Consider the following 17,197-nt stretch of genomic DNA (forward strand, 5'->3'; position numbering starts at 1 on the left):
TCACCGGGCGGAGGGGCAGGTCGGGTACCGGCCCGTACGGATACTCTTGACAGGTGACCGACGCCCACGACACCGCAGCAGACAGTCCACTGCGCACCACCGGAGGCGCCCCTCCGGACGACGGCGGAGCCTCTGCTGCACAGGCGCCGATCCCCTTGCTGGAGCCCCGCGAGGGCATTCCGCCCGTGATCGCCGACGAGACCGCCCTCGCCGAGGTGGTCGCCGCCTTCGCCGCGGGCCGCGGTCCCGTCGCCGTGGACGCCGAGCGTGCCTCCGGCTACCGCTACGGCCAGCGCGCCTACCTCGTGCAGCTGCGGCGCGAGGGAGCCGGCACCGCGCTGATCGACCCGGTCGCCTGCCCCGACCTGTCCGCGCTCGGTGAGGCGCTGTCCGGCGTCGAGTGGGTGCTGCACGCCGCCACCCAGGACCTGCCCTGCCTGCGCGAGATAGGCATGGTGCCCACCCTCCTCTTCGACACCGAGCTGGCCGGCCGGCTGGCCGGGTTCCCGCGGGTGGGCCTCGGCGCGATGGTCGAGAACGTGCTCGGCTTCCTGCTGGAGAAGGGCCACTCCGCCGTCGACTGGTCCACCCGCCCGCTCCCCGAGCCGTGGCTGCGCTACGCCGCCCTCGACGTGGAGCTGCTGGTCGACCTGCGGGACGCCCTGGAGAAGGAGCTGGACCGGCAGGGCAAGCTGGACTGGGCCCGCGAGGAGTTCGACGCGATCGCCTCGGCGCCGCCGCCCGAGCCCCGCAGGGACCCCTGGCGGCGCACCTCCGGCATGCACAAGGTCCGCCGCCGCCGGCAGATGGCCGTCGTACGGGAGCTGTGGCAGACCCGGGACCGGATCGCCCGCCGCCGTGACGTCTCCCCCGGCAAGGTGCTCTCCGACGCGGCCATCGTGGAGGCCGCGCTCGCCCTGCCGCCCAACGCGCACGCGCTGGCCGGGCTGAACGGCTTCGGGCAGCGTGTGGGCCGGCGCCAGCTGGAGCAGTGGCAGGCGGCCGTCGACCGGGCGAGGGCGTTGAGCGAGGACCGGCTGCCGCAGCCGGGCCAGCCGGTGACCGGCCCGCCGCCGCCCCGTGCCTGGGCCGACAAGGACCCGGCCGCCGCGGCGCGGCTGTCAGCCGCGCGGGCGGGCGTGAGCGCGCTGGCGGAGCAGCTGAACATGCCCGCCGAGAACCTGATCACCCCGGACACGGTGCGCAGGGTCTGCTGGGAGCCGCCGTCCCCGGCGACCGCCGACTCGGTCGCCTCGGCGCTGACCGCGCACGGCGCCCGGGTCTGGCAGGTCGAGCAGGTCACGCCGGTGCTGGTGGCCGCGCTCACCGCCTGACCGCCGCGCCGTACGGCGCACGGAGCGGGGTCCGACGCGGGGCCGGCGGATCGCCGTCCGGACGGCCCTTCGCCGCACCGGCCCGACGCCCCACCGCGCCCGGCGGCCCGCAACGGCCGTGGCCACGCGCCGCCTTCGCGGAGAGGGCCGCCGGTGCCGGGCGGGCCGCCGGTGCGCGTGCCACGATGCAGGCATGCGGGTCGTCGTGGTGGGTGCGGGCCAGGTCGGTCACACCGTGGTCAAGTCGCTCGCCGAGGCGCACGAGTGCACGGTGATCGACATCGACCGGACACGTCTGGACGCCCTGTCGCACGCCTACGACGTGCGGACCGAGCACGGCAGCGGCACCCGCCGCGAGACGCTCCTTGACGCCGGTGTGGCCGGCGCGGACCTCGTCCTGGCGTGCACCTCGCGCGACGAGGTCAACCTGGTCACCGCCATGCTCGCCCGCCGACTGTCGTCGGCGCGGACGGTCGTACGGGCCACCGGGACGGACTATCTGGACGCCTGGCGTGCGGGTGACCTCGACGTGGACCTGCTCGTCTCGACCGCGTTCGAGACGGCGAGCGCCGTCGAGCGCGTCCTGCACGTGCCGGGCGCACGGCACGTGGACTTCTTCGTCCGCGGTGAGGTGGTCGTGCTCGGCGTCGACGTCCGGGGGGCGGCGGCGCCGCGGCTGGCCGGCCGTCCGCTGCGCGAGGCGGGGCTGCCCGCCGCGTCGCGGGTGGTCGCCCTCGTGCGCGAGGGGAACTGGACCGTCCCGGCCGCGCACGAGGTGGTGCGTCCCGACGACTGGATCATCGCGATGGCGTCCCCCTCGGCGGCGCGTGCGTGGAGCCGTCTGGTCACCGGGGCCGACCCCGTCGACGACGTGGTGGTGTACGGCGCCGGGCGCATGGGCAGGGCCGTCTCCCGGGTACTGCTCGACCGGGGCGTCCTGGTGCGGATCGTCGAACCGGACGCCGCCCGGGCACGCGCGGCCGCCGCCGCGCTGGACCGGGCGCGGGTGTTCCACGCGTCGGGCCTGGACCCGGCGTTCCTGAGCCAGGAGCGCATCGGTACGGCGGGGGCGGCGGTGCTCGCCGGCGGGGACGACTCGCGCAACCTGCACGCGGCGGTGCTCGCGAAGCTGCACGGGGTCGGGCTGACGATGGCGGTGCTCGACGACCCCTCCGCCGCCGGGGTCTTCGAGGCCGCCGGCACCGATGTGACGATCGATCCGGGTGACGAGACCGCCGAGAAGATGGCCCGCTTCACGTTCGACGAGCGCACCCGTCAGATGGCGATGCTCGGGGACGACCGTTTCGAGGTGCTGGACGTCACCGTGCGGCCCGGCAGCCGGTTCGCCCACGGTCCGGTCGACGCACTGCCCGGCGCCGGCGTGGGCGCGATCGTGCGCGACGGCACCGTGTTCTTCCCCGACGGGCGGGACGAACTCCTGCCCGGGGACCGGGTCGTCGTCCTCACCGAACCCGCCCGCGTCCCCGCGATCGAGCACGACCTGTGAGGCGGCCGCGCCCGTCGACGCCCCGGCGCCGGTGGAGCCCACGCGGGCGGACGGCCGTCGACCTGAGGACCGCGCTCGGGGTCGTCGGCGCCCTGCTCACCTGGTTCGCCCTCGCGTTCGCCGCCCCGGCGGCCGTCGCGCTGGCGGCCGGCGAGCCTCCGTGGCCGTTCCTCGTCACCGGGGCGGCCGTGGCCGTGGCCGGCGGGGTCCTCAGACGCCTCACGGGCAGCCGGCCCCCGCTGGGCGTCCGGGAGGGTTTCCTCGTCGTCGTGGCGGTCTGGCTGCTCGTGCCCGCGTTCGGCGCGGTGCCGTTCCTGCTCGGTGACGTCCCGCAGCTCGACCGGCCGGTCGACGCCTGGTTCGAGGCGATGTCAGGGTTCACCGCCACCGGTGCGACGGTGCTGACGGACGTGGACGCGCTGCGGCCCGACATGCTGTTCTGGCGCCAGTTCACCCATTGGCTGGGGGGTGCGGGGATCATCGTGCTCGCGCTCGCGGTGCTGCCCCGGCTGCGCATCGGAGGGCGCGAGCTGCTGCGCTCCGAGCTGCCGGGGCCGGTCGAGACGGAGTCGCTCGGCGCGACCGTCCGCGGGACCGCCCGCCGATTGTGGAAGGTCTACCTCGCGGTGACGGCTGCCGGTGTCCTGGTGCTGGCCGCGCTGGGGTGGGCCGGGCTGGACCGACGGATGGGCCTTTTCGACGCGTTCTCCTACGCGACGTCCGCCGTGGCCCTCGGCGGGTTCACCCCGGACGACGGCTCGGCGCGCGACCTCGCCCCGGTGACGCAGTGGGTGCTGTGCGGGCTGATGGCCGTGGCCGGGGTGAACCTGCTGCGGCTGTACCGCCTGGCCGTGCTGCGCCAGGTCAGGGCCGCCTCCCGCGACGAGGAACTGCGGCTCTACCTGGGCCTGCTGCTCATGGCCTCGTGCGTCGTGGCGGCCGAGCTGTTCGCCGCGGGCACCGTCACCGGGCTCGCCGGTGTCCGGCACGGGGTCTTCCAGGCGGTCTCCGTGACGACCACCACCGGCTTCGCGACGCTGGACTGGTCGGACTGGGGAGCCCTCGCGACGCTCACGCTCCTGGCGCTGATGTTCGCCGGGGCCTGTGCGGGGTCGGCGAGCGGCTCGGTCAAGGTCGTCCGTCATCTCGTCCTCTTCCGCTTCACCCGCCGCGAGCTGGAGCAGGCCGTGCATCCGGACGCCGTCCTGCCGGTGCGGGTGAGCGGCCGGGTGGTCGGCACTCCGGTGCTCCGCTCGGTGCTGCTGTTCGTCCTGCTCTACCTGCTCGCCCTCGCGCTCGGCACGCTGGGCCTCGCCCTGGACGCGGGAGCGGACGCGGGCGGCACCCGCGCGTTCACCGCGCTCGGCGCCGCCGCCGCCTGCCTGGGCAACGTCGGCCCGGCCTTCGGCGAGCTCGGCCCGTTCGGCTCCTACGCACCGCTCGGGCAGGCGTCGAAGGTGCTCCTGACCGCGCTGATGCTGCTCGGCCGCATCGAGATCGTGCCCCTGGCGGTGCTCCTGCGCCGCGGCTACTGGCGCGCGTAGGCGGTCATGGCCGTCCCGGAGGGGTCCGTGCGGCCGACGTGCGGGGTCGAGATCACGCCAAGATCCCCGTAGGCTCCGCGGGGGGCCGCCGGAACCGGGCCCGTGCGCCGCCCGGAGCGGCGCACGCCGCCGCGTCGTCGAAGTCCGGGTATTTTGGGGTCACTTGGACGCCATTCCGGCCCGCCGGCCGGGGCGGCGGCCGATGATCGGAAAAGCGCGGAGCGAGCCGTGGGACCGCCTCTCGCTCCACAGCGGCGGCATGGGTTAGCCTCGACCCGGCCGCTCTCCCTGTGAAAACGCCCGTACCCCACGTCGGAGGAGTTTCCTGCGGAGCGGCCCGAACTCCGAACGGAAAATCTCTGACAGGAACAAGGGGCACCATTTCATGGAACCCAGCCACGTCCGCCCGGCCAACCCGCAGCATTCGGACACACTCCCCCACACGTCCGAAAACTACAGGACCGCGACGATCCGCACGCCCGAGATACGTGTGGAGAAATACGGCAACTGGGAGATCGAGTACGAGTTCACGCCCGCTGCGGGCGACCACGGCAACCTCCTTGTCGTGTTTTCCTCGGTCGGTTCCAAGTACGGTTTCGGAAACGCCCTTTCCGGCGTCCAGTGCAACGTGCTGCGAATCCGCGACCGGTTCGACGGAGGAACGTCGTACTACGTGGCGCGGGCGATGGACTTCTCCGTTTCCGACGCGGTCGAGGAACTGATTACGCACTACCGCGAGAAGCTGGGCCTGTCCCGTGACACGGTGGTTCTGGCCGGTTCCTCGAAGGGCGCCAGCGCCGCCTTTTACTACGCCCTGAAGTACGGCTACCGGAACATCGTCGCCTCCACCCCGCAGTACTTCATCGGCAGCTACTCGCAGGGGCACGGGGTGCTCGGCGCGTGGGTCCTCGGCGAGGGCGAGCCGCAGGAGAACGTGGACCGGCTGGACGCGGTGCTGCCGGAGCTGCTGGCCGAGAACACCGACCTCGACCGCAACATCTACCTGTTCTCCTCGAGCCGGGACTACCAGTACGAGGAACACGTCGTCCATTTCCTCCCGGCGCTGCGGAAGTACTCCAACTTCAACTTCTTCATGGTGGAGTCCACCGCCCTGGTGAAGCACGCGGAGGTGACGCGGCAGGGACTCTCGGTGATCCTCAGCGTCATCTACGCGCTCACCGAGGGCACGGTGCCGCGGTTCGGCGAGGTCCAGGTCGGCTCCGGCGAGGTGGACGAGCCCGCCGCGACCGAACACCTCGCGGAGCTGCGGGCGCGGGACACCGCGACGGGCGTCCTGGTGGCCGCGCAGCTCTCCCCCGAGCAGGCCACGCTGACCGGGCACGCCTTCCTGCCCGGTGTCTCAGCGGAGCGGGGCGAGGAGGCCGGCGCGCAGGAGACCAAGCAGCTGGTGCTGGTCCGGGACGACCAGGCGTGGGTGGCCGACGCGACGTCGGTGCCGGCGGACCAGCTCTACCTCAAGTACTTCGACACGCACTTCGCCTCCTACAAGGACGGCGGCTTCACCTGTGACGCGAGGGAACTGCTGGACTCGCTGCCCGTCGGCGTCTACGACGTGTTCGCGCGGGTGACCAGCGAGAGCGAGGACTACGACCGCAGGGTCCCCCTGGTGGCCTACCGGACGATCGACCGGCGGGCCGCCTCCGGGGGCAGCGAGGTCATCCTGCGGGCCGACGTGAAAGGCGCCCGGGTGGTCAAGCGCGACCTCACGGGGGCCGGCCCCGGCGGCACGGTGTTCTCCCTGAAGCGCTTCGCGATGGACGGGGCCAGGCTCCGCGTGCACGGCGTGTTCTTCCTCCCGGGCCGCAACGCGGACCGCGCGACCCACTCCTCGTACTACCTCACGCTGCGCGGTGAGGAGAGCACGCACACCGTCGCCCTCAAGGCCATCAAGCGGGTGGAGAAGATCCAGCCGCTCATGGCGCCGGGCGACTTCGGCTCGTACGGCTTCGGGTACTTCACCGCGGAGGACCGCGACGGCGTGGACCTCTCCGACGTCCCGCCCGGCACGTACACGGCGGAGATCGCCATGAGCACCGGTGGCGCGCTCTTCTCGCAGCACGCGGGCGAGCTGGACGTGGCCGAGAACCGGTCCGCCTCGGTGGCCCGCCGCGTCTCCGGCCGCACCGAGCGGATCAGCACCCGGGCCCGGCTGCGCAGGGGCCTGCGGGCGCGGTTCCGGCGGTCGTAGGACCGGCGCCCGCACCGGGCGCGCACACGCTCGGCCGGCCCTCGTCCACGGGGCCGGCCGTGTGATGTTCGCCGCTCCAGTCGACGGGGGTGTGCAGTTACGTTACCCGCAAGTAGCATGGGTCGTAAGCAAGCGCTCAGCATCCCGTATCTGGAGGAGAGCCATCGTGCCTCGTACCGTCAGGGACGTCGTCTTCGTCGACGGCGTCCGCACCCCGTTCGGCAAGGCGGGCCCGAAGGGCATCTACCACGAGACCCGCGCCGACGACCTGGTCGTCAAGGCGATCCGGGAGCTGCTGCGCCGCAACCCGGGTCTCGACCCGAAGAAGATCGACGAGGTCGCCGTCGCCGCGACCACGCAGATCGGCGACCAGGGCCTGACCATCGGCCGCACGGCCGGCATCCTCGCGGGCCTGCCCACCTCGGTCCCGGGTTACTCCATCGACCGCATGTGCGCCGGCGCGCTCACGGCCGTCACCACGGTGGCCGGCTCCGTCGCCTTCGGCGCGTACGACGTCGCCATCGCGGGCGGTGTCGAGCACATGGGCCGCCACCCGATGGGTGAGGGCGTGGACCCCAACCCGCGGTTCGTCTCCGAGAAGCTGGTCGACGAGTCCGCCCTGTTCATGGGCATGACCGCGGAGAACCTGCACGACCGCTACCCGAGCATCACCAAGCAGCGCGCCGACGAGTACGCGGTGCGCTCCCAGGAGAAGGCCGCCAAGGCGTACGCCAACGGCAAGATCCAGGCCGACCTGGTGCCGATCTCCGTGCGCCGCACCTCGCCCGAGGGCGGCGAGACCGGCTGGGGTCTGGTCACGGCCGACGAGCCGATGCGCCCGGGCACCACGCTGGAGAACCTGGCGGGCCTGAAGACGCCGTTCCGCGTGCACGGCCGGGTCACCGCCGGCAACGCGGCCGGTCTGAACGACGGCGCCACCGCCTCGGTCATCGCCTCCGAGGACTTCGCCCGCGAGAACGGCCTGCCGGTCAAGATGCGCCTGGTCTCCTACGCCTTCGCCGGCGTGGAGCCCGAGGTCATGGGCTACGGACCGATCCCGGCGACGGAGAAGGCCCTCGCGCAGGCGGGCCTGTCCATCGACGACATCGGCCTGTTCGAGATCAACGAGGCCTTCGCCGTCCAGGTCCTCGCGTTCCTGGAGCACTACGGCATCGCCGACGACGACGCCCGCGTCAACCAGTACGGCGGCGCCATCGCGTTCGGCCACCCGCTGGCCTCCTCCGGCGTCCGCCTGATGACGCAGCTGGCCCGCCAGTTCGAGGAGCAGCCGCAGGTCCGCTACGGCCTGACCACCATGTGCGTCGGCTTCGGCATGGGCGCGACGGTCGTCTGGGAAAACCCGCACTTCGAGGGGGACAAGTGAGCACCACCGCAGAGCTTCTGAAGGGTGCGGCCGAGCTGTTCCCCGGCGAGGTCGTCACGCAGGCGCACGTACGCCACTTCGACCTGCCGCTGGGTGTTGGGCGCTTCGCCCTGATCACCCTGGACAACGGCCACGACCACACCAAGCCGACCACGCTCGGCCCGCAGTCGCTGGCGAACATCGACGCCGCGATCGACCAGGTCGAGAAGGAGGCCGCGGACGGCGAGATCGTCGGCGTCGGCGTCACCGGCAAGCCGTTCATCTTCGCGGTCGGCGCCGACCTCAAGGGCGTCGAGCTGCTGAAGCGCCACCAGGACGCGCTGGCCATCGGCAAGGGCGGCCACGACGTCTTCAAGCGGCTGTCGAAGCTGGCCGTGCCGACCTTCGCCTACTACAACGGCGCCTCCATGGGCGGTGGCGTCGAGGTCGGTCTGCACTGCACCTACCGCACGGTGTCCGCGGCCCTGCCCGCGTTCTCGCTGCCCGAGGTCTTCCTCGGCCTGGTGCCCGGCTGGGGCGGCTGCACCCTGCTGCCGAACCTGATCGGCGCGGAGAAGGCCGTCTCGGTGATCATCGAGAACAGCCTCAACCAGAACCGGCAGCTCAAGGGCAAGCAGGTCTACGAACTCGGCATCGCGGACGCGCTGTTCGAGGGCGCGGACTTCCTGGAGCAGTCGCTGATCTGGACCGCGTCCGTCCTCAAGGGCGAGATCACGGTCGAGCGTCCGGCGATCGACCGCGGCGAGGCCTGGGACCAGGCCGTCGCCAAGGGCCGCTTCATCGCCGACTCCAAGGTGCACGGCGCCGCCCCGGCCGCCTACCGCGCCCTGGACATCATCGCCGCCGCCAAGGACGGTGACCTCCAGAAGGGCTACGACGCCGAGGACCAGGCGCTCGCCGACCTGATCATGGGCGGCGAACTGCGCTCCGGCATCTACGCGTTCAACCTGGTGCAGAAGCGCGGCAAGCGTCCCGCGGGCGCCCCGGACAAGAGCCTGGCCCGCCCGGTCACCAAGGTCGGTGTCGTCGGCGCCGGTCTGATGGCCTCCCAGCTCGCGCTGCTGTTCCTGCGCCGCCTGGAGGTGCCGGTCGTGCTGACCGACATCGACCAGGAGCGCATCGACAAGGGCGTCGGCTACGTCCACGCCGAGATCGACAAGCTGCTCGCCAAGGGCCGCGTCAACCAGGACAAGGCCAACCGCCTCAAGGCCCTGGTCACCGGTGTGCTGGACAAGGCCGAGGGCTTCGCGGACGCGGACTTCGTCATCGAGGCCGTGTTCGAGGAGATGGGCGTCAAGCAGCAGGTGTTCGCGGAGGTCGAGGCGGTCGCCCCGGCGCACGCGGTCCTCGCCACCAACACCTCCTCGCTGTCCGTGTCGGAGATGGCGTCGAAGCTGAAGCACCCCGAGCGGGTCGTCGGCTTCCACTTCTTCAACCCGGTCGCCGTGCTGCCGCTCCTCGAGATCGTGCGCGGCGAGCAGACCGACGACGCCTCGCTCGCCACGGCGTTCGGCGTCGCCAAGAAGCTGAAGAAGACCGCGGTGCTGGTGAAGGACGCCCCGGCGTTCGTCGTCAACCGCATCCTGACCCGCTTCATGGGCGAGATCCAGAACGTCATCGACGAGGGCACCCCCGTCGAGGTCGCCGAGAAGGCCGTCGAGCCGCTCGGTCTGCCGATGTCGCCGCTGGTGCTGCTGGAGCTGGTCGGTCCCGCGATCGGCCTGCACGTCTCCGAGACCCTCAACCGGGCGTTCCCGGAGCGGTTCACCGTCTCCCCGAACCTCAAGGCGGTCGTCGAGGCGGGCAAGCGCGGCTTCTACGTCTACGACTCCGGCAAGCCGGAGCTGGACCCGGAGGTCGCCGCGCTGCTGAAGCAGGGCGACACCGTCCTGACCGAGGAGCAGGTCCGCGAGCGGGTGCTGGACGCGGTGGCGCAGGAGATCGGGCTGATGCTCGACGAGGGCGTCGTCGCCGAGGCCCAGGACATCGACCTGTGCCTGATCACGGGCGCCGGCTGGCCCTTCCACCTGGGCGGCATCACGCCGTACCTGGACCGCGAGGGTGTCTCCGAGCGGGTGAACGGCAAGCGGTTCCTGGAGCCGGGGGTGGCTTCGGTTCCGGCGTGACGGCCGTACCGGTCATCGACGGAAGGCCCCGACACCCGCGAGGTGTCGGGGCCTTCCCCGTCACGGTGCCACGCGCACCCGGCGCGCGTTCCTTCGCCTACGGCGGTTCACCAGGTCCCGGCGAAGGGAAGGTGCTCGCACTTCTCACCGCACGGTTCGCGCGAGGCGGCGGACGTCCTGATCCAGCTGTCGTCCGGGAGACCGTGGATCCGCATGGTCAGCCGGGCCGGCCGGGAGTGGAGGGCGCTGAACACCGAGACGAACTCCACCTCGTACCGCCCGGGCTTCCAGTCGTGCGGGTGGCGCACGCTCCACGTGCCGTCGTCCCGTACCGGCGCCTCGGCGATCAGACGGCCGCCCTCCAGCACCATGACCTTGGAGACATCGGGGCCGGCAGTCCCGGAGAAGCGGGGCCGCGGGCCGCTCCAGGCCCCCTCGCGGGGGCCCAGCACCACCGGCGGGTCCACGTGGTCGCGGACGGTGAAGGGCACACCGGCCGCCGCCGTCACACCGGAGTCGGTGATACCGACGACCCGCAGGAAGTGTTCGCCGCCCGGCCAGGACACCGCGCGCCGCCACAGCCAGCGGCCCTCCTCGTTGACGGAGGTGCCGCCCAGGTAGGTGTCGCCTTCGAAGAACAGCAGGTACGACGTCCCGGGCGGGGCCTCGCCGGAGAACTTGTGCAGTGGGCTCACGATCTTCGCCGGGGCGGGCGACTTGATGGCCGGCGGGCCCGCGACGGGATCGCCGTAGAGCGCCGATTCCGGGTTCGTGACGGTGAACTCCAGCTGAACGGGCGGATAGACGCCCTGCTGCTGAAGCGTCTCAGGAGCCAGGAGGCCCGGCGGCAGGCCCGGCAGCCCGTGGAGGACCGAAGCGAAGATCCGCGCCACCTCGCGTGCGCCCGCTTCGTTGAAGTGCGTCGAGTCGACGATGCCGTCCGGGTGGTTGGGGTGTTCGCCCGCGTCCGTCCACCGGTAGAAGCCGCGGGCCCGCGTGGGACCCAGCTCCTGGAGCAACTGTGTCGTGAAGTGGTTCAGGTCCACCAACGGGGCTCCCGTGGCGGCCGCGACCTCGCGGACCAGCGCCGGATAGCCGTCGTGCGAGTCCATGACGGCGCCATGGACGTCGAAGGTGCAGCGTGCGGTGGGCGTCACCAGTACCGGTATCGCACCTTCGCCGCTGATCGCCTCGACGTAGGCGGTCAGGAACTCGGTGAACTCTTGAGGGCTGTGATAGCGGAGGGGCACGTTGATCCGCTGTTCCACCGCACCGAAGTCGATGGCCACCACGTCCCCGGGGCCGAGCATGTTGAGCAGCTTGACGAACCGCTCCGTGTAGTAGGCGCGCGCGGTCATGGCGTCACGGGCATAGTTCTTCAGCTCGTAGCGGTCACCGAGGAAGTCCGTGAGGTACTGTCCCCAGCCGGCCAGTGGCGCTTCGGCCGGGGTCCGTGACGTCGCCACGGAATTGCCGATGATGCAGAACTTGTTCATGGTCTCCTGGACCCCCCTCACAACGGCCACGCGGGCAGTCGCCCCGCGTGGAACAGCTGGTTGCGGGGCGATCCTGCTTCGAACTGGCTGGCGATCGGGAAGTAGCTGGGCAGGAACGCGGCGAGCGTGGCGTCCTGTTCGTCCTCCGAGATGTCCCCGTCGTGGAAGTCGTTGAGACAGAAGACGTCGTTGGAACGGGACGCGAGCAGGTGGTGGAGGTTCTTCACCTGCTCGCTCAGCCCCACGTTGACGAAGCCGCTGGTGATGCTGCCCGGCACACTGCGGCCCGTGTAGTAGCCGACGTAGTGGTGCAGCGACGAGGCGACCGACACGTCGGTGCTGTCCCGGAGCTGGTTGTGCGCGGTGGCGCGCAGAGCGTCCGGGAAGTACTTCTCCAGGTCGTACATGACGCTGCGGCGCAGCGGATGTGGCGCGTGGATGAAGGAGTTCACGAGTGTCCGGCCGAACATCCCCGACACCAGGGCGCGGTTGTTCTTGGCCGCCATCCGGCTGAACTCGTCCTGGCTCGAGACGGCGCTCATCGGGATGGCGTTGGACGACATGAAGTGCTTGGCCTGCCCGTTGCCGAGGAAGAAGAGGTTCGGCTGAATGGCACGGGCGGCGAAGACGTCGTCGTTGAAGTAGAGGAAGTGCTCGGTCAGACCCTCGATGTGGTGCAGCCGGCTCTCGATGGCGTGCGAGTTGTACGTGGGCAGCGCACCCTCGTTGCCGAAGATCTCGGTGTGGTCCACCACGCGGACGCGCGGGTGCGAGACGTCCAGCCACTGCGGCACCTGACGGTCCGTCACCACGTAGATGTTGCGGATCCACGGGGCGTACATGTCCAGCGACCTGAACGAGTAGCGCAGTTCGTCGCGGTTGCGGAAGCGGGCGGCGCTTGTCGCCGCGTCCTCGGTCTCGATCCCCTTGGCGGCGAGCACCGCGTTCTTGCGTTCCAGCCACGCGACGTCGGCGCCGTCGACCCAGGTGTAGACGGCGTCGACGGGGAAGTCGATGTCGTGGTGCAGCGTCTGGTTGAACGCCTGGAGGGTGGGATACCGGCGCCCGCCCAGCACCGTCGGCTCGCGCAGCAGCGCGGACTTGGGGATCCGGCTGCCGATGAGCGTGCGGTAGGAGGAGACGACGCACTCGTCGTCGTCGGCGTCGTCGTCCCAGAAGGCCACGGTGCAGCCGTAGGCCGGGCCCAGCCGGAGGGTGCGGGACTGCGTGACCGCGCTCTGGTACACACGGACGCCCGGGCACGCGGTCTGCAGGTGGTCGGTCGCGAAGCCGGCGAGCGTGGTGGCGACGGACTGGTCCGCGCTGTTGAGCACGGCCATGTACACGGCCTGGTCCCGGCAGCTCTCGGCCAGGCTCTTGAGGGTCTCCTCCCGCAGGCTCGCGTGCACGGCGATGGTGTGGCGCACCTTGTTCGTCCGGCTGACGAAGTACGGGATGCGCGCCGCCTCGAGCGCGTCGGCGACGATGCGCAGATTCGCGTTGACGATGTCGAAGGGCGTCTCCGCCTGGACGACGCGGCACACCTGCCCGCCGGCACGCGTCAGCGAGGCGTCGTGCTTCAGCAGGCGCTCCTCGGTCGTCGCCAGCTTCCGGGTGTGCCGGGTGCTCTGTGGGACGGTGGTGGCGGCGGAGGCCGCTCCGCCGAAGACCCCGGAGACGAGTGCGTGGGCGGCCACCCGCCGGGCCCTCTCCTCGGCGCGCCGTCCCGAGCGCCGGTCGGCGTCCAGAGCGGCGAGGAGGTCGTCCCACGGCGCCGGGCGACGGAACCGCTCCGCCGCCTCGACCGAGGCGTCACCCATCGCCCCGCGCATCTCACTGTTCTCGATCATGTGCAGCAGCGCGGAGGCCAGCGCCTCGGTGTCGCCGGTCGCGGTCAGCAGCCCGGTCCGGCCCTCGGCCACCACCTCGCGTACGGCGTTGGGGCTGTCGTAGGCGACGACGGGTACACCGGCGGCCTGTGCCTCCATCAGCGACAGCCCGACGGCGTCCTCCTCCGCGGTGCTCAGGGCGATGCTGGCCTTCGCCCACTCCTCCGCGACGACGGCGGGCGCCTCCCCGACGAACTGGACACTGCCCTGCAGCGCCATCTGGTCGCGCCTGCCCACCAGGTTCCGGCTCAGTGGGCCGTCCCCGATGATGCGCAGGGTCCAGGTCGGCTGGTGCTCCAGGACCTTGGACCAGGCGGCCAGCGCCTCGGCGACGCCGGACTGCTTCTCCAGTCGCGCCACGAGGAGCACCATGCGCGTCTGGAGCGTGGAGCGAGGTCGGAAGCCGTCGCCCAGGAACGGCGGAACGTCGACCAGGGGCGGGACGCCCTGGCCGAAGGTCTCCGTGAACCACTCCCGGCTGCGGGCGCGGGGGAGGGCGACGGCGTCGCACCGGGTGAGGTACCGCAGCAGCGGCTCGACCTGGGGGCCGCCCGTTTCCGGCGCGGTCGTCCCGTAGTACACGGTCATCACCCGCGGGGGCGCGAAGCGTGCCGTGTAGGCGAGGAGCGCCGGTGAGGTCACGACCAGGACGTCGGCGTCCAGGTCCCGCAGGGCGTACTCCACCTCGATGTCGGACAGCCGGTGGAAGCGGTCGTCCCAGCGGCGCTCGACCACCTCGCTGGGCAGCGCGGCGAGAGCGGCGCCGGTGGCGGCGTCCGGGCCGGGCCGCCGCACCGCCCTGGACTGCAGGGACTCGACGAGAAAGCTGACGGCGACCCGCGGATCGGGTGCGGCGAAGCGGCGTCGGCGTGTCTTGAAGACACTGATGACCTGGACCTCGTGCCGCGTCGCGAGTTCCGACGCGTGCCCGAGCAGCGCCCGTTCGGCGTCGCCCATGACATCGGCCTCGGTCAGCAGAAAAGCGACCTTCATGTGTTCCTCACTCGGCCCCGGACTCGCGTCCGCAGGTGAACCGGAAGTTCCCCGCCGGCGTGTATCGGGGCTGGATCGTCATGAGCGCGCCGCGCACCGGGGACACCAGGATTTTCCGCATGGCGAAGACCCGTTCCGGTGTCCGCACGTCGTGCAGCCTCCGGGCCAGACGCAGCGGCGGGTGACCGTCCGTGTGGACCATGACGTTCCAGTGCTCGGCACGGTCGGTGGACGGGAGCATCTCGGCCAGCGGAGCCCGCAGTCGCCACACACCCGGCTCCACCTCGGCGAGCGGGCACTTCACGCTGCGCCCCGCGGCGACGAGCTCGGCCCGGGGAGGTGTTGGGCCGGTGCCGAGCACGCGCAGGTCGACCTCGATGCGCGCGTGCTCGATGTACACGTTGACCACCTCGGCGGCGGGCTTCGCCTGGATGCAGACGAGGCGCGCGTCGCCGCGCAGTGTGCGCCCGAGACGGTAGCGGTCGGCCGTCAGCGGCGCGTACTTCATGGGGCCCGTGCTCCCGCGGAGCGGAGTGGTGTGCTCCGCCAGCAGCAGCGGGAAGGTGCGGCTGCCGCGCCCCGAACGCACGCGGAGCCTCATCCTCCAGCGTCCGGGGGTGACGGAGGCACCGCCCACGGCCGCGCCCAGGAGTACCGCGGCGCTCATCAGCAGACGCCCGTCCCGGTCGGTGTAGACCCGGGCGGGAACGCGGAACGTGCGGCTGCGCCGGCCGAGGAGGATCTCCGCATCCCGCACGTCACGGATCTTGTCGGGGAGTTCCGCGTGAAGGTTGACGGTCTGCCCGTCGAGCACGGCCGCGTAGTCGAGGCGTGCCGTGCTGCCGACGCGCCGGGGGATGAAGAAGCGGGTCATCAGGCGGGAGCGCGTCGCCACGAGCCGGGCACCGGCACGCCGACGCATCCGCTTCAGCTGCTTGCGTCGAGGGATCATGCCTGTGCCGTCTCCAGCTCTGTCGGGCGGCGCGCGGCCGCCTGGTCGGGTCGCGGGCGCTCGTAGGGGCTCGGGACGGGGAAGTAGGCGTCCAGGAAGTCCGCGACCATCCGGGACTGGGCCGCCTTGTCGTCGGTGGGGACCGTGTCGTTCAGGCAGAAGGTGTCGAAGTTGCGCCGGGCGAGGAGGTTGTCGAGCCGGCGCTGGGCCGTGTCGGCGGCCAGGTCGACGTAGACGTAGCGGATGTCGCCGACCGTCGCGCGGGCCGAGTGGTAGGCGTAGTAGTGGTGCAGCGAGGACGCGATGGGCACGTCGTGCGGGGAGCGGAACCGGGAGTGCTGGGTGACCCGGTGGGCCTTGGCGTAGACCTGCTCGATCTCCGCGAGGACGCTGCGCCGCAGGGCGTGGGGGGTGTGCTTCATCTTCTGGGAGATGACGGTGCCGAACTGCTGGGCCACCAGGCCTCGGCTGTTCTTCCCCGCCGCGTCGACGGGCAGGTCCGCGGTGCTGGCGCGGCCGGAGGGGACCAGTGCCTTGGACGGGAAGAACTTGGTCAGGCCGTTGGCGTGGAAGAACTGGCCCGGCTGTGCGGGACGGCCGAAGAACACGTCGTCGTTCAGGTAGAGGAAGTGCTCGGCGAGTTCGGGAATGTGGTGCAGCTGGCTCTCGATCGCGTGCGAGTTGAACGTCGGCAGCGCGCTGGGGTCCGAGAAGATCTCCCGGTGGTCCACGACGCGCAGGCCCGGGAAGTCGGTGCTCAGCCAGGACGGTGCCTGTCCGGCGGTGACCAGGAAGATGTTCCGCACCCACGGGGCGTACTGGTGGATCGAGCGCAGGGAGTACCGCAGTTCGTCGCGGCTGGTGTAGCGGGAGTCGTTGGCCGCCAGTTCGTGCAGTCCGCCGCCGGTGACGCCGGTGAGCCGCGCGCGGGCGGCGTCCCGGCTCGCCCGCCACCGCGGGTCGGAGTCGTCGACCCAGGTGTAGACGACGTCGATCGGGAAGGTGTGGTCGTCGGGGAGCGTGGCGGCGAACTCGGGCAGGGTGCGGGCGTGGCCGGTGTTGTAGACCGCCGGAGTGATGCTGAAACGATTCTGATCCGCCCAGCACCAGCCCGCGTCCACCGGAACCTCGGTCACCACCTTGTTGGGCCGGGGGGCGACCAGCCGGCCGTCCTGCTCCGCCCAGAACTCGATGTCGCACCCGTACTCGGAACCGAAGACCAGGTTCCCGGAAGGGTCGCAGACGACCCAGGTCATCCGCAGCACACGGTGTCCGCGCAGGGCACGCCAGGCGGCCGGCGCGGCCGCGGGCCGCATCTGCCCCTTCGACGCGAGGCTCACGTAGCCGGGGTGGTCCACGCAGGTGAGCCGCAGCAGTTCCTCGACATCGGTACGCCACCGCGCCGGGACGGCCACGCCGGGCGTCGGGGACCCGTTGTCCCGTACGCAGAAGTAGTCGATCCCGGCCTCTTCCAGCAGGGCGACGAGGATGTGCAGATTGCGGGCCCGGGCGGCCCAGGCGGTGGCGCCGGGCACCTCCACGGCACGCAGATGCCGGCCGGCCGCACGGACGACCCGCACGGACGGTTCGGACTCCTGCTTGCCGGCCTTGCGGCTCCCGCCGAGCGCCCGGACCACCACGGCCGAACGCACGGCGTCGGCGGACGCCAGCGAGCGTTTCACCGAGTTGCGCACGGGGCCCGGCACCCGGCGGACGATCCGGCGCCTCGCCCCTACAGGCAGCAGAGATCGATATGTCGACAC

General features: G+C 71.7%; 10 protein-coding genes. 6 read left to right on the forward strand and 4 right to left on the reverse strand.

Annotated elements, in window-relative coordinates:
* Positions 1–53: 53 nt before the first annotated feature.
* The 6 genes from B100_RS0112250 to B100_RS0112280 all read left to right on the forward strand — a co-directional run bounded on the left by B100_RS0112250 (position 54) and on the right by B100_RS0112280 (position 10,104).
* Positions 54–1,334, forward strand: a complete 1,281-nt coding sequence (locus tag B100_RS0112250) for a ribonuclease D (RefSeq protein ID WP_024884729.1) — start codon at positions 54–56, stop codon at positions 1,332–1,334.
* Between the two features lie 193 nt (positions 1,335–1,527).
* Positions 1,528–2,841, forward strand: a complete 1,314-nt coding sequence (trkA, locus tag B100_RS0112260; RefSeq protein ID WP_024884730.1) for a Trk system potassium transporter TrkA — start codon at positions 1,528–1,530, stop codon at positions 2,839–2,841.
* Positions 2,838–4,385 carry a TrkH family potassium uptake protein gene (locus B100_RS0112265; protein WP_024884731.1) on the forward strand — a complete coding sequence of 516 codons (1,548 nt, stop codon included), beginning with the start codon at positions 2,838–2,840 and terminating at the stop codon, positions 4,383–4,385. Before trkA ends, B100_RS0112265 begins: the two co-directional genes overlap by 4 nt.
* A 385-nt stretch (positions 4,386–4,770) precedes the next feature.
* Complete coding sequence (locus B100_RS0112270) at positions 4,771–6,594, forward strand: hypothetical protein (RefSeq protein WP_024884732.1); 1,824 nt, start codon at positions 4,771–4,773, stop codon at positions 6,592–6,594.
* A 166-nt stretch (positions 6,595–6,760) separates the two neighbouring features.
* Positions 6,761–7,978: a thiolase family protein gene (locus tag B100_RS0112275; protein ID WP_024884733.1), complete on the forward strand. Its 1,218-nt coding sequence runs from the start codon at positions 6,761–6,763 to the stop codon at positions 7,976–7,978.
* Positions 7,975–10,104: a 3-hydroxyacyl-CoA dehydrogenase NAD-binding domain-containing protein gene (locus tag B100_RS0112280; protein ID WP_024884734.1), complete on the forward strand. Its 2,130-nt coding sequence runs from the start codon at positions 7,975–7,977 to the stop codon at positions 10,102–10,104. Before B100_RS0112275 ends, B100_RS0112280 begins: the two co-directional genes overlap by 4 nt.
* Positions 10,105–10,211: 107 nt before the next feature.
* Here B100_RS0112280 and B100_RS0112285 read toward each other — a convergent pair whose 3' ends face one another.
* From B100_RS0112285 to B100_RS0112300, 4 genes are read right to left on the reverse strand one after another with little or no spacing between them, the layout of a single operon-like run.
* Positions 10,212–11,600: a GDSL-type esterase/lipase family protein gene (locus tag B100_RS0112285; protein ID WP_024884735.1), complete on the reverse strand. Its 1,389-nt coding sequence runs from the start codon at positions 11,598–11,600 to the stop codon at positions 10,212–10,214.
* A gap of 17 nt (positions 11,601–11,617) precedes the next feature.
* Positions 11,618–14,482, reverse strand: coding sequence for a stealth conserved region 3 domain-containing protein (locus B100_RS0112290; protein ID WP_024884736.1), 2,865 nt, complete (start codon positions 14,480–14,482; stop codon positions 11,618–11,620).
* A 7-nt stretch (positions 14,483–14,489) separates the two neighbouring features.
* Entirely contained in the window at positions 14,490–15,434 is a 945-nt protein-coding gene (locus B100_RS0112295; protein WP_024884737.1) for a hypothetical protein, read from the reverse strand.
* Complete coding sequence (locus B100_RS0112300; RefSeq protein WP_051489978.1) at positions 15,431–17,140, reverse strand: stealth family protein; 1,710 nt, start codon at positions 17,138–17,140, stop codon at positions 15,431–15,433. Before B100_RS0112300 ends, B100_RS0112295 begins: the two co-directional genes overlap by 4 nt.
* Positions 17,141–17,197: the final 57 nt, after the last annotated feature.

Source organism: Streptomyces sp. CNH189 (assembly GCF_000527195.1).